At 68.8% G+C, this 13,369-nt stretch carries 10 protein-coding genes; 5 read left to right on the top strand and 5 right to left on the bottom strand.

The features are described 5' to 3' along the window. Nucleotides 1-234: 234 nt before the first annotated feature. Nucleotides 235-1,551: a right-handed parallel beta-helix repeat-containing protein gene (locus tag HP445_RS02885; protein ID WP_164941270.1), complete on the bottom strand. Its 1,317-nt coding sequence runs from the start codon at nucleotides 1,549-1,551 to the stop codon at nucleotides 235-237. A 267-nt stretch (nucleotides 1,552-1,818) separates the two neighbouring features. On the opposite strand from HP445_RS02885, the gene HP445_RS02880 reads away from it, so the two are divergent. Together HP445_RS02880 and HP445_RS02875 are read left to right on the top strand one after the other, a co-directional pair. Beyond that, complete coding sequence (locus HP445_RS02880; RefSeq protein WP_128781502.1) at nucleotides 1,819-3,741, top strand: hypothetical protein; 1,923 nt, start codon at nucleotides 1,819-1,821, stop codon at nucleotides 3,739-3,741. Nucleotides 3,742-3,821: 80 nt separating this feature from the next. Continuing rightward, complete coding sequence (locus tag HP445_RS02875) at nucleotides 3,822-4,346, top strand: hypothetical protein (RefSeq protein WP_128781501.1); 525 nt, start codon at nucleotides 3,822-3,824, stop codon at nucleotides 4,344-4,346. Between the two features lie 75 nt (nucleotides 4,347-4,421). Here HP445_RS02875 and HP445_RS02870 read toward each other — a convergent pair whose 3' ends face one another. From HP445_RS02870 to dnaK, 4 genes are all read right to left on the bottom strand, one after another. Further along, complete coding sequence (locus HP445_RS02870; RefSeq protein ID WP_027464889.1) at nucleotides 4,422-4,832, bottom strand: heat shock protein transcriptional repressor HspR; 411 nt, start codon at nucleotides 4,830-4,832, stop codon at nucleotides 4,422-4,424. A gap of 126 nt (nucleotides 4,833-4,958) precedes the next feature. Further along, on the bottom strand, nucleotides 4,959-5,963 hold the full coding sequence (locus HP445_RS02865; RefSeq protein ID WP_017886377.1) for a DnaJ C-terminal domain-containing protein: 1,005 nt from the start codon (nucleotides 5,961-5,963) through the stop codon (nucleotides 4,959-4,961). 41 nt (nucleotides 5,964-6,004) lie between these two features. After that, nucleotides 6,005-6,679, bottom strand: coding sequence for a nucleotide exchange factor GrpE (locus tag HP445_RS02860; RefSeq protein WP_128781500.1), 675 nt, complete (start codon nucleotides 6,677-6,679; stop codon nucleotides 6,005-6,007). Nucleotides 6,680-6,681: 2 nt separating this feature from the next. Next, nucleotides 6,682-8,547 (bottom strand): molecular chaperone DnaK, encoded by a 1,866-nt coding sequence (dnaK, locus tag HP445_RS02855; RefSeq protein WP_017886379.1) that lies wholly within the window; start codon nucleotides 8,545-8,547, stop codon nucleotides 6,682-6,684. A gap of 675 nt (nucleotides 8,548-9,222) precedes the next feature. Here dnaK and HP445_RS02850 point away from each other — a divergent pair. From HP445_RS02850 to HP445_RS02840, 3 genes are all read left to right on the top strand, one after another. Continuing rightward, a complete protein-coding gene (locus HP445_RS02850) occupies nucleotides 9,223-11,355 on the top strand; it encodes a hypothetical protein (RefSeq protein ID WP_128781499.1) in 2,133 nt (710 codons plus the stop codon). Nucleotides 11,356-11,447: 92 nt separating this feature from the next. Then, the gene (locus HP445_RS02845; RefSeq protein ID WP_111033074.1) at nucleotides 11,448-11,876 is read left to right on the top strand and encodes a DUF3060 domain-containing protein; all 429 of its coding nucleotides are present in this window, start codon (nucleotides 11,448-11,450) and stop codon (nucleotides 11,874-11,876) included. Between the two features lie 124 nt (nucleotides 11,877-12,000). Continuing rightward, on the top strand, nucleotides 12,001-13,365 hold the full coding sequence (locus HP445_RS02840) for a tyrosine-protein kinase domain-containing protein (RefSeq protein WP_128781498.1): 1,365 nt from the start codon (nucleotides 12,001-12,003) through the stop codon (nucleotides 13,363-13,365). Nucleotides 13,366-13,369 lie beyond the last annotated feature (4 nt).

The following is a 13,369-nucleotide window of genomic DNA, read 5'->3' as shown; positions in this document are numbered from 1 at the left end:
CCAGATCGTCCCGGGCACCCACACGGTCGCCACCGACGGCTCCTGGTCGTTCGACCGCGTCGTCTCCAAGGGCGCCGCCAAGCTCGACATCGTCATCGAGCAGACCGTCAACGGCACCGCGAAGAAGTCCGGCACCTTCTCCCTCGCCGCGAGCTGATCGCCGCTCCACCGCTGAACCAGAGCACCCCCGGGACCACGAGGCTCCGGGGGTGCTGCTGCGTCCGGCTCGGGAGCTCAGCCGGTCGTCACCGTCGCTCCGCCGTGGGCGATCCGGACCCGCGCCGTCCCCCAGGTGTTGCGCCGGACGGCGAACCGGTTGTCCGCATCCCCGAACCGGACGGCCACGGCCAGTGCGTGCGGCGCGGACTCGAAGTGGTTCCGCGTGATCGCTCCGTGGTTCGCTCCCGCGCGGACGTTCACGCCGATCCCGGCGCCACCGACGCCCACGATGCGGTTCGCGCGGACGGTGACTGCCGCGTTCGAGTGCGCGAGGCAGACGGCGTTCTCGACGCTCGCCTCGATCCGGTTGCGGGCGACCACCATCCCCCGTGTCAGCTTGAGCAGGATGCCGGCCTCACCGGAGGATCCACCGCCGCCCGTCACGACGTTGCCCGAGACCACCCCGGTCGCGCGCGGCCGGGTGGACCCGACGGTCGTTCCGGCCCCGCTCACGATGATCGCGGACCCCGGCGCGAGCCCGAGCGGCCGGGTCACGGTGTTGTCAGCGATGACCAGTCCGATCGGCGCCACGCTGGTCTGTTCCCGATCGGCGGGGTCCTTCGACGGCACGGCGGCGATGCCCACCCGGCAGCCCGTCACGACGTTGCCGCGGATCTCGATGTCCTCGCCGGCGTGCGTGTCGATGCCTTCCCACGCGGGGACTCCGTCGATCCGGTTGCCCGTCACGCGGACCCGAGCCGACCGGCGGGCGTCCGAGGGGGTGTACCGGGCGTCGCGCGTCAGGGAGATGCCGTACGAGTTGACCCGACGCGCGGGCTGCCGGACGTCCCGCACCGTGTTGCCGTCGATGATCCCGTCGACGACCCCGACCCCGACGATGCCCGCGTAGCCGAGGCGCTCCATCGTCGTCCCGGTGATCTCGAATCGGTCGCAGTACTCCAGGTGCACTCCGTCGTGCGGGATGTCCCGGAAGTGCCCGCGTCGCACGGTGATCCCGTACAGCGGATCGCCGCGGAGTCCCATCACCGCGATCCCGTGACCGAGGCCCCCACTGTCGGCCCCGGCTCCCGTGATCACGGCATCCACGACCTCGACGTCGGACGCCTGCACCAGGAGGGCGGTCGACGCAGTCGTCATGCGGAGGGCACCGCCGCCGGTGAACCGCAGTCGCAGTGGACGCCGGACGACGAGACTCCGCGAGCGCGCCCAGACCCGGTCGATCACGTACTCCCCTCCGGAGGGCACCGCGTCCAGTGCCGCCTGCAGCTGGTCGCCGTCCGGGTCGTCGGCCGCTTCGGTCGACCCGGGGCGTCGCCCGAGGACCACGGTCGCGGCCAGGCCGACTCCGCCGAGCACCGCAGCGATCAGCACACGACGTCGAACACGTTCCTCCGGTCGCCCTCGGTCGTCCATCCCTGCCCCCTCGTCGTGCCGATCGCCCCGCCGTGTCGGCGCAACCGTACGGCGCCGCGATCACACCGTCCACGTCCTGGTATTCCACCATACGAGGGCCATTCTGTATCTCGCATTGCCGCATGGTCGATGGCTTTAAGGGTGCTGATATGTTGCGTTCCAGCCGGGTCGACCGGACACGGACGGCACCGACCGTCCGCCCTCAGAGACGAGAGAGAGACATCGATGACGAGACACTCCCGCAGGACCACCGCGCGCACGGCAACCGGCCTGACGGTCCTGACGATCGCTGCGACCGCCGGGCTGTCCCCGGCCGCCGCGGCCGAGCTCGACGAGTCGGAGCTGACCCTGGTCGGCCCGCTCGTCACCGAGACCTCGGCGTTCGCCGGTGACCCGTCCACCCCGCGGTACAGCGCCCCCTCGGCGGCCGCGGCCGGCGCAGAGATCCCGGCGAACCGCGCCACCACACTGGCGGCCGCCCGCGCGGCCGCCGTGCGGTGGTCCATCCCGCAGCCCGGAGCGGTCACCACCGTGCGACCGTTGTCGGACCCCGACCTGTGCCTCACCGCCGCCACGGCCTCGATCACGAGCTACTCGCCCGTCACCCTCGAGACGTGCGTCGACGGTGACGCCAAGCAGCAGTTCCGCACCGCGGCGAACACCGGCTCGAACAACCCGATCGGCACCGGCCTGCAGTCGACCTACAACCGCGGGTTCCTCGGCCTGTTCAACACCGACCGGGTGATGCGCCTGCAGTCCCAGAACGTCGCCGACCGACTGCCGAACACCGAGGACTTCACGCCGTCGTTCACCGCACGAGTGGACTCCACCGACGTCACGACGCGGAGCGCCCAGGTCTCCGGCACGGGCACACCCGATGCGACGGTGCTCATCGACGGGCGGAACCCGCAGGTCGTCGGGCCCGACGGTCGCTGGACGGCCCGCGTCACGAATCTGCCCCTCGGCACCAGCACCCTCGAGCTCGAGCAGTACGAGGGCACCGAACGCACCGGCACCGCCGAGCTCGAGATCACGCTGACGGTGGCACCGCTCACGTTCGAGACGACCTTCGCCGACGCCCTGTCCGATCCGGTGACGGCCAGTGGGAGCGCGCAGCCCGAGGCCGCGGTCCGCCTCTACGACGCCGCGGGGAACCAGCTCGGCGACACGGTCACGGCAGGTCCGAACGGAGCGTGGGAGACGACGATCCCCGCACCCGATGCCGGTGGTGTCCTCCGGATCACTGCCGCACAGTTCGTCGACGGCATCCGCGACACCGCGAACGAGGTGACCCGCGAGGTCGACTACGGCGCCGCGGTGAGCATCGCCACCCCGGCCGAGGGCGCCGCCCACGCTGGCGGTTCGGTCTCGATGTCGGGCAGTGGCGAACCGGGGTCCACCATCGAGGTGGTCGAGGTGACCGCCGACGGCGAGCGCACGGTCGGCCGCAGCATCGAGGGGGTCCTGCCCAGCGGCCGCTGGTTCGTCGACACGAACTCGCTGGACCGAGCCGAGCACGTCCTGCGCGTGGTCCAGGGCTCGAAGGGCGACAACACCACCACTGCGCAGGTCACGGTCAACCCCGGCGAGACCGGCCGTCTGACGCAGGTACGACTGACCGGCCCGGAGACCGTCACGCCCGGGGTGTCGAACCGGATCTCCGGGACCGGCGAACCCGGCGCGAGCTACCGCGTCCTGAACGTCTCGGGAGCGGAGCTCGTGCGCGGCACGCGCCAGGTCGACGACGAGGGCAACTGGTCCTTCGACCGGGTGGTGTCGAACGGCGCCGAGAGCTTGCGGTTCGTCATCGAGCAGACGAAGGGCGAACAGGGACCAGAGCCGTCCGAGCTCTTCACGATCGCTGCCAACGAGGGCTTCGAACCGGTCGAGATCACCACCCGCGCCGTCGACCCCGGCGTCCTGAACACCTTCGAGGGCACCGGACCGGCCGGGGCGACGATGGTCGTGCTCAACGCATCGGGCACACAGATCGTGCCCGGCACCGTCACGGTCGACCCTGAGGGCAACTGGAGCTTCGAGCGGGTCGTCTCCAGCGGCGCCACGAAGTTCCAGTTCAAGTTCGAGGTGTCGATCTCGGGGACGACCTACGAGACGACGCTGGCGGAGATCTTCGCGAACACCCGGTGACCGCCTGTTGAGAGAGGGGCGCCCGGGTCCTGTCCGGGCGTCCCTTTCGTATTTCACACTGATACACATATGCTGGTGAGGTGAACAAGCTCCAGCACGCCCGGCCCCTCCGGGCCCTGTCCATCACCCTCGCCGCCATCGCAGCGATCACCCTGATCCCCACGGCGGCACACGCCGACACCGGTGACGCACCCGACACGACCGAACGCATCCCCCTCGTGGTGGAACGGCAGGCCGACGTCTACATGCCGTTCGACCTCCGATCGGACGGCGCCGTGGTCGCATCCGCAGGCATGCTCACCTCGTTCGAGAGCGCCGCATCGCGCGCAGCGACGGTCACCGCTCCCGCGGTCGGTGACACGGGTCAGGTGACGTTCGAGAACGGGAAGTGCCTGCAGGCCTTCGGTCCCAACGGCAACGGGTGGACCATCGTGTCGAACTCGTGCGACGCTGCGCGCACCCTGTGGACTCGAACGGAGTCGGGAGCCCTGCGGATCACCGGGACTCCCGCTCGAGCACTCGAGTACTTCGGCAACGCGAACACGATCACGGCCCGGGCCGTCACCGGTTTCGAGTACCCGGTCGGCGTCGCACCCGCTCGCTGAGAACCCCCACGAACGGACAGCGGACGCCTCCGAGCAGGAGGCGTCCGCTGTCTGTCGTCGGCACGAGCACCCGCGTCAGCGCGGCCCGCGGTACAGGACGATCTGTGTGTTCCGCTGCGGCCGCGACCCCGCCTTGAGCGAGATCGCCGCACCACTCGCGGTGGCGGCGAAGACCCGCGCGCCCGGCCGGTTGATGAGCTGGTCGGCCAACGCCGACTCGAGTTCGCGCACCCGGTCGCGCAGCGCCTTGTTCTCGTTCTCCAGGTCGAGCACCCGCCGGATGCCCTCCAGCGACACCCCCTCGGAGCCGAGGCGCGCGATCTCGCGCAACTGCACGACATCACGCATCGAGTACCGCCGCGACCCACCTCGGGTGCGACCCGGCACGACCAGGCCGAGCCGGTCGTACTGCCGCAGCGTCTGCGGGTGCATCTCGGCGAGCTCCGCAGCGACCGCGATCGCGAAGACGGGCGAGTTCTCGTCCATGTCGGTCATGGCGCGTTCCTTTCCGTCGTCCGCGTGGGGTGAAAACCAGCCTGGAGGCTCAGCGAGCGTCCGTCAGGAAGCCGCGCCGTTCCTCCAGGCCGGGTCTACTGCATTGCGTGCGCGACGCTAGTCGCGCGCCTTGGCGAGGAGGTCCTCGCGGGGGTTCTCGTCGGGCAGCGCAGCCGCGAGTGCCTCGACGGCCTCGCGCTGCTTGTCCGACAGGTGCGACGGCACCGCGACCTGGACGGTCGCGAGCAGGTCGCCCGTGCCGTTCTTCGTCGTGACGCCGCGGCCCTTGACGCGCAGGACGCGACCCGACGGCGTGCCGGGGGCGACCTTGAGCTTCACGGGCGAACCGCCGAGCGTCGGGACCTCGATCGTCGCGCCGAGCGCTGCCTCGGTGAACGTCACGGGGACGTCCACGCGCAGGTTGAGCCCGTCGCGCTCGAACACCGGGTGCTTCCGCACCGACACGGCGACTACGAGGTCACCGGCCTCTCCGCCGTCGGGCGAGGGTTCGCCGCGGCCGCGCAGACGGATCTTCTGACCGTCGGCGACGCCCGCGGGGATGCGGACGTTCACCGGGCGCCCGTTGCCCTGCGACAGCTTGACGGTGTCACCGGCGATCGCCGTGGTGAAGTCGAGGGTCGTCGATGCCGTGACGTCGCGGCCCTTCGTCGGCCCGCCGAAGCCGCGGTAGCCGCCGGAGGTCTGGCCGAAGCCACCGCCCCCGCCGAACATCCCGCCGAGGATGTCCTCGAAACCGCCGGCACCGCCCGGGCCGCCCTGGCCGAAGCGGACGCGCTGTCCGCCACCACCCTGCTGTCCGAACATCCCGCCGAAGACGTCCTCGAACCCGCCCTGGCCCCCGCCGCCCGCCGTGAAGCGAGCGCCGGAGCCCATGGCGCGGACCTGGTCGTACTCCTGGCGCTGCTCCTTGTCGGAGAGCACCGAGTACGCCTCGCTGATCTCCTTGAAGCGGTTCTCGGCGGCAGCGTCACCCGGGTTGGAGTCCGGGTGGAACTGCCGCGCGAGCTTCCGGTACGTCTTCTTCAGCTCGGCGTCGGAGGCGTCCTTGGACACGCCGAGGACCTTGTAGAAGTCCTTGTCGAACCAATCCTGACTGGCCATGGATCACCTGCCTTCTTCTGTCGTCACCGTGGGGACCCGGCTCAGGCCGGGACCGCCACCGCGACCTTGGCCGCGCGGAGGACGCGCTCGCCGAGCTTGTAGCCCGGCTCGACGACGTCCGCGACGGTCTGTCCGGTGGCACCCGGGGTGGGGAGCTGGACGATCGCCTCATGGATGTTCGGGTCGAACGCCTCGCCCTTCTCGCCGATCTGCACGAGCTTGAACTTCTCGAAGCCCCCGCGGATCTTCTGGCCGATGACCTGCATCGGGCCCTCGGCGAGGTCACCGTGGGCCTCGGCCCGGGTGAGGTCGTCGAGCGCCGGTAGCAGGGCCCGCACCACTTCGGCGATGGCGACCTCGCGGTTGGCCTCACGGTCACGCTCGACGCGCTTCCGGAAGTTCACCAGCTCGGCCTGCGCACGGAGCATGTCCGCACGCATCTCGGCGACGAGGTCACGGTCCTCGGTGCTGAGCTTGTCCTCGGCGATGCCGCGGGCGGCGTCGGCGAGCAGCGCTTCGTCCTCCGGGGAGAGGTCGTTCGCTGCATCGGCCGCCGGGCCCCCGGCGGCGGGGCCGTCCGTCGGTACTTCGACGTCAGGCCCCTCCGCCTCGATGAGGTCCTCGGGCTCCGCCGCGTTCGTGGCGTCGCCCTCGACCTGGGGCTCCGGGTCTTCAGGCACAGGCTCGTTGGGCGCGTTGTCCTTGGGATCCGTCATCGTTACTTCTTGTCCTTGTCGTCCTCGTCGTCCACGACCTCGGCGTCGACGATGTCCTCGTCGTCGGCCGGCTGCTCACCCGCGGGCTGCTCGCCACCGGCGGCGCCGGCTGCTGCGTCCTGCTGGCTGTAGATGGCCTGGCCGAGCTTGCCCTGCGACTCGTTGAGCTTGTCGAAGGCGGTCTTCACCGCGTCGTCGTCCTCGCCCGCGAGTGCGGACTTGAGCGCGTCGACGTCGGCCTGCACCTCGGACTTGACGTCCGCGGGGAGCTTCTCGTCGTTCTCCTTGATGAGCTTCTCGATCGAGTAGACGAGCTGCTCGGCCTGGTTGCGACGCTCGTTGGCCTCGCGACGGGCCTTGTCCTCGGCTGCGTGCTCCTCGGCCTCGCGGACCATGCGCTCGATGTCCTCCTTCGGCAGCGACGAGCCGCCGGAGATGACCATCGACTGCTCCTTGCCGGTGCCCTTGTCCTTGGCGGACACGTGCACGATGCCGTTGGCGTCGATGTCGAAGGTGACCTCGACCTGCGGGACGCCACGGGGAGCCGGCGCGATACCGGTGAGCTCGAAGGTGCCGAGCGGCTTGTTGTCACGGGTGAACTCGCGCTCGCCCTGGAAGACCTGGATGGCGACCGACGGCTGGTTGTCGTCAGCGGTCGTGAAGGTCTCGCTCCGCTTGGTCGGGATCGCGGTGTTGCGGTCGATGAGCTTCGTCATCAAGCCACCCTTGGTCTCGATGCCGAGCGACAGCGGCGTGACGTCGATGAGCAGGACGTCCTTGCGCTCGCCCTTGAGGACACCGGCCTGCAGCGCGGCGCCGACGGCGACGACCTCGTCCGGGTTGACGCCCTGGTTCGGGGACTTGCCACCGGTCAGCGACTTGACGACCTCGGCCACGGCGGGCATGCGGGTCGAGCCGCCGACGAGCACCACGTGCGCGATGTCGTTGACCGAGACACCGGCTTCCTTGATGACGTCGTTGAACGGCTTCTTGGTGCGGTCGAGCAGGTCGGAGGTCATCTGCTCGAACTGTGCGCGCGAGATGGTCTCGTCCAGGTTCAGCGGGCCCTCGGCGGTGAGCGTCAGGTACGGGAGCTGGATGTTCGCCGACATCTGCGACGACAGCTCCTTCTTGGCCTGCTCAGCCGCTTCCTTCAGACGCTGCTTGGCGATCTTGTCCGTGGACAGGTCGACGCCGTGCTCGTCCTTGAACTTCTTGACGAGGTAGTCGACGATGCGCTGGTCCCAGTCGTCACCACCGAGGCGGTTGTCACCGGAGGTCGCGCGGACCTGGATCGTCGAGAAGTCGTCGTCCTTGCCCACCTCGAGCAGGGAGACGTCGAACGTGCCGCCACCGAGGTCGAAGACCAGGATGAGCTCGTCTTCCTTGCCCTTGTCGAGGCCGTAGGCCAGGGCGGCCGCGGTCGGCTCGTTGATGATGCGGAGGACGTTGAGGCCAGCGATCTCACCGGCGTCCTTCGTGGCCTGGCGCTCGGCGTCGTTGAAGTACGCCGGCACGGTGATGACCGCGTCCGTGACGTCTTCGCCGAGGTACTGCTCGGCGTCGCGCTTGAGCTTGCCGAGGGTGCGAGCCGAGATCTCCTGCGGCGTGTACTTCTTGCCGTCGATCTCGGTGGTCCAGTCGGTGCCGACGTGCCGCTTGACCGACGCGATGGTGCGGTCGACGTTCGTCACGGCCTGACGCTTGGCGGTCTCGCCGACCAGGACCTCGCCGTCCTTCGTGAACGCCACGATCGACGGCGTCGTGCGCATGCCCTCGGCGTTTGCGATGACGGTGGGCTCGCCACCTTCGAGTACGGAGACGACGGAGTTGGTGGTTCCGAGGTCGATGCCTACTGCACGTCCCATGTGTTGCTCCTCTTGCTTGGGGGTAAGTCGTTGGACTTGCGTCCGATGGGCTCAACTCTACTCCTGAGTCGGCTGGAGTCAACTTCAGGCGTGACAAACCTGCGCCAATCCCACTCAACTCCCAGGCGCAGCCTTGCGGCACTAGCACGTTCGTATGTTGGTATTTCACATGATATTCTGGATGTACATGCGCCGTTGGAGTACCTCGACGGGCGTGTCCCTTCCCGCACAGCCGCTGTCCGCGGCCTGTCCTGAAAGATGCACATGTCTCACAAGAAGAGGGCTTCCTTCGCCCTCAAGTCCATGGGTGCGGCCGGGCTGGCCGCAGCCACCATCGTCAGCGGCCTGTCCTTCGGCGCCGCTCCCGCAACCGCCACTGGCGCTGCCGCTCCTGAAATGTCGACGACGACCGACGAACGCGTGAGTGGCCAGTTGATTTTGAAATCCGGTGACTACTACGGAGCCGCCACCGAGACGAATGAGAAGGGCAGCCCAGCTGGGGCAATTGTTTACCTTCGCAGTTCATTGGATGAGGCTCGCAGCCGGGCAGCTCGGGTGGAATTTCCCGCTCCCGGGACACGCGGACCGATCAAGAACTCTCGAGGGCAGTGTCTGGTGTCCCCGGGCCTCAACTACGCGGGTTGGGGGTCCTGCGCCGCTCCGAGTCAATTCACCATGAGCAAGAACCTGGGGCTCATGGTCTACCGAACCCAGTACGGTTATGCACTCGGTTACGGCAGCGGCACAACGCTCGCAACCTACGACGAGATCGTCGCATCGATCAACAAGCCGCTGGTCGCCAACGTTTCGAGCACGAGCAACATCAACAAGTCGGCGGTCATCTCCGGAACGGCGACCCCGAACCAGACCGTGACGATCGGCTCCAAGACCGTCAACGTGAACGCGGACGGCAAGTGGACCATGACGGTCAACGGCCTCGCGAACGGCGCGAACTCGCTCGTGGCCATCCAGAAGCGCGGCACCACGGAGATCGACCGCCAGAACGTCTCGGTCACGATCGTCGAGGGCGGCGGCCTCTTCGGCGTCGACCAGGGCCCCGTCGAACTCGAGCGCGGCGAGGCCACCCAGGTCCCGTTCGTCGTCGAGAACCGCGTCTCCCGCACGAACACCAAGGGCACCGTGGTGCTGACCGCTCCGGACGGTGCGACCTTCTCCGAGCAGGACACGGTCCAGGGCTCGTGGCGTCGCGTCGGCAACACCGCGTGGAACGCTTCCACGTCCATCCCGCTCACCAACGGCCGCCTGTCGAACGACAACACGACGCTGACGTTCGACGCGGACTGGACCAGCGAGCGGCCCACGGACCAGCAGTACCGCTTCATGATCGACGTCACCGCTGCGGCGGATGCCCCCGAAACTCCGAGTGCCATGGAGTTCGACTTCAGCGGGACGAGCAGCACGAACGACTTCCGCGCCCAGGGCTCGACGTCCACCACGGTCGGCACCTCGGTGGTGGCCCTGACCGCTGAGGTCGAGTCGGTCGACGACGACGCCCGCTCCGCCGTCGTGTCCGGCACCGCCACCACCGGTGCCGACATCTCGATCGGTGACGAGACGGCCAAGGCCGACGCCACCACCGGCGCCTGGTCCATCACGGTCGGCGATCTCGAGGTCGGCGACAACGCCCTCGTCGTCATCCAGAAGATCAACGACCGCGAGATCGACCGCAAGACCGTCACCGCGACGGTCGAGGGCCGCACGGAGCTGGCCCCGATCACGCTGTCGGGTCCGACCTCGGTCACCCCGGGCCGCTCGAACACCTTCACCGGCACGGCCGAGCCCGGCGCCACGTTCCGCGTGCTCAACGTCTCCGGCACCCAGATCGTCCCCGGGACCTTCGAGGTCGGTGCCGACGGCCGCTGGAGCTTCGACCGCGTCGTCTCCAACGGTGCGTCGAACTTCCGCTTCGTGATCGAGCAGACGAAGAACGGCCAGGTCGCGAAGTCCGAGCTGTTCACCGTGAACGCTTCCGCCCTCGCACCGGTGACCGTCACCACGCCGGCCGCCGTCCGTCCGGGTCTCTCGAACACCTTCACCGGCACGGCGGAGCCCGGCGCCACGTTCCGCGTGCTCAACGTCTCCGGCACCCAGATCGTCCCCGGGACGTTCGAGGTCGACGCGCAGGGCAACTGGTCGTTCAACCGCGTCGTCTCGAACGGTGCGTCGAACTTCCGGTTCGTCATCGAGCAGACGAAGAACGGCCAGACCGAGAAGTCCGAGCTGTTCACGATCAACGCCGCGGCACTCGCCCCGGTGACCGTCACCACGCCGGAGCGCGTCACGCCGGGCCGCTCGAACACCTTCACCGGGACCGGTGAGCCCGGTGCGACGTTCCGCGTCCTGAACATCTCGGGCACGCAGATCGTCCCCGGTACCCACGAGGTCGACGCCCAGGGCAACTGGACCTTCGACCGTGTCGTCTCGAACGGTGCGTCGAACTTCCGCTTCGTGATCGAGCAGAGCAAGAACGGCCAGACCGAGAAGTCCGAGCTGTTCACGATCAACGCCGCGGACTTCGCCCAGGTGACCGTGGCCAACCGGTCGGTGACCCCGGGTGCCGTGAACACCTTCACCGGCACTGGTGAGCCCGGCGCGAGCTACCGCGTGCTCAACATCACCGGCACGCAGATCGTCCCCGGCACGTTCGAGGTCGATGCCCAGGGCAACTGGACCTTCGACCGCGCGGTCTCCCGCGGCGCGACCGAGTTCCGCTTCGCTCTCGAGCAGACCAAGAACGGCAAGACGGAGCTCAGCGAGCTCTTCACCCTGCCGGCCGACACCAAGTAGCACCCTGGCCCCTCCCGTCCGCGCGACGGGAGGGGCCTCCCCTTCTTCCGCACGGCGTCACCGCCGAACGAACTCCTCGGAGAGGAAACCCGATGAACACCACGATCCGCCGCGGTCTCGCCGCAGCATCCATCGCCCTCGTCGCCGCGCTCGGCGTCACGGCGTGCAGCTCGTCCGACACGAAGGACCCCACCCCGACCGCCTCGAGCACCACGAAGGCGGCGCAGACCACCTACAACGAGTGCATCGACGGGGCCGTGCAGCTCTGGGACGAGGACGAGGACTCGGACAAGACGATCACGACCGACGACTGCGCAGCGGCGAACCTCATCAGCTCGGACCGCACCTACGACCTCGGCACGATCGGCACCATCACGGTCGAGGCGAGCAACGCCACGATCTCGGTCTCCTCGACGAAGAAGGTCTTCTTCAGCGGGTCGAACAACACGCTCACCTACAAGGGCGAGGCGCCCAAGGTCGACGACCAGGGCAAGGGGAACACCATCACCGCAGCGGGCTGAGTCCGACCGCCGACGGCACCGAGAAGGGGACGGGAGCAAGTCTTCCCGTCCCCTTCTGCGCGCCGTATTGTTCTTTCAGATGTGATGTTTTACACTGGTCCAGCAACCCGACCGGAGGCTCCTCTTGAACTACCTCGCCGTCATCCGCGCCCTCCTCTCGGGCTGGTGGATCATCGCCGGTGCAACGCTCCTCGGAGCCGGTGCATCCCTCGTCATCACGAGCGTCACCCCTCCCACCTACGAGGCTTCGACCTCGTACTACGTCTCGGTCGCCGGCGACACCTCGGCGACCGCGGGCGAGATCGCACAGGGGTCGACCGCCGCGCAGCAGAAGATCAAGTCGTACATGCAACTCGCGACCTCTCCCCGCGTGCTGCAGGGCGTCATCGACGAACTCGACCTCGACACCACCCCCGCGGCACTCGCCTCCCAGGTCACCACCTCGGTCGACGCCGGCACCGTGATCATCAAGATTGCCGTGCAGGACGGGTCCGCCAAGGCAGCGGCCACGATCGCCGAGCAGATCGGCAAGAGCCTCGCCACGGTCGTGCAGGAGATCGAGCCCGCCGGCGCCGACCAAGCGCCCTCGGTCAGACTCGAAGAGGTCACGCCCGCGTCCCGACCGCTGAGTCCCATCGCCCCGCGGAAGGCCGCCGACCTCGCACTCGGTCTGCTCGGCGGGCTCGCAGCGGGCGCGGCACTCGCGCTGCTCCGCGCTGCGGTCGACACGCGCGTCCGCTCCAGCGAGGACCTGGACGGGGACGTCCCCGTGGTCGGCGACATCGCGTTCGACCCCGACGCTGCCCGGCACCCACTGATCATCCGGGACGAGGTGAACTCGGCGCGGTCCGAGGCCTTCCGCAGCCTCCGCACGAACATCCAGTTCCTCCGGACCAGCGGCGCACCGACCATCGCCGTGACCAGCGCCAGGCCGTCCGAGGGCAAGACGACCACCACCGCGAACCTCGCGATCGCCCTGAGCAAGAGCGGCATGCGGACCGTCATCATCGATGCCGACCTCCGTCGCCCGAACGTCGCCGCCGTGATGAGCCTCGAAGGCGCCGTCGGGCTCACCGACCTGCTCGTCGGCCGCGTCGAGCTCGACGACGTCCTGCAGGACTGGGGCCTCGACGGCCTCTCGGTCCTGCCCGCCGGCACGATCCCCCCGAACCCCAGCGAACTCATCGGTTCCGAGGCGATGGCACGGGTCCTCGCCGAGCTGGCCGCCAACTACGACGTCGTCCTGGTCGACACACCGCCGGTCCTCGCGGTCACCGACTCGGCACTTGTCAGCACACTCGTGTCGACCACTCTGCTGGTCACCGCCGCCAACCAGACGAAGCGTTCCGACGTCCGACTCGCGATCGAGGCACTGGCGCGCGTCGGCCAGCAGGTCGCCGGCATCGTCCTCACCAAGACCAAGCACAAGGCGTCCCGGAGCGCGTACTACCGCTCTGAGTACAAGAGCGCTCGCCCTTCTGACCGATGACAAG

The sequence above is a fragment of the Curtobacterium flaccumfaciens genome, from assembly GCF_013359815.1.
Lineage (GTDB): Bacteria > Actinomycetota > Actinomycetes > Actinomycetales > Microbacteriaceae > Curtobacterium > Curtobacterium flaccumfaciens.
This window is presented reverse-complemented; position numbering and strand designations above follow the sequence as displayed.

Excerpts from the sequence above, each read along its gene's own strand:
- HP445_RS02870 (WP_027464889.1), bottom strand. The coding sequence starts at position 4,832 with ATGGACGAGAACTCGCCCGTCTTCGCGATCGCGGTCGCTGCGGAGCTC.
- HP445_RS02860 (WP_128781500.1), bottom strand. The coding sequence starts at position 6,679 with ATGACGGATCCCAAGGACAACGCGCCCAACGAGCCTGTGCCTGAAGAC.
- HP445_RS02865 (WP_017886377.1), bottom strand. The coding sequence starts at position 5,963 with ATGGCCAGTCAGGATTGGTTCGACAAGGACTTCTACAAGGTCCTCGGC.
- HP445_RS02880 (WP_128781502.1), top strand. The coding sequence starts at position 1,819 with ATGACGAGACACTCCCGCAGGACCACCGCGCGCACGGCAACCGGCCTG.
- dnaK (WP_017886379.1), bottom strand. The coding sequence starts at position 8,547 with ATGGGACGTGCAGTAGGCATCGACCTCGGAACCACCAACTCCGTCGTC.
- HP445_RS02850 (WP_128781499.1), top strand. The coding sequence starts at position 9,223 with ATGAGCAAGAACCTGGGGCTCATGGTCTACCGAACCCAGTACGGTTAT.
- HP445_RS02845 (WP_111033074.1), top strand. The coding sequence starts at position 11,448 with ATGAACACCACGATCCGCCGCGGTCTCGCCGCAGCATCCATCGCCCTC.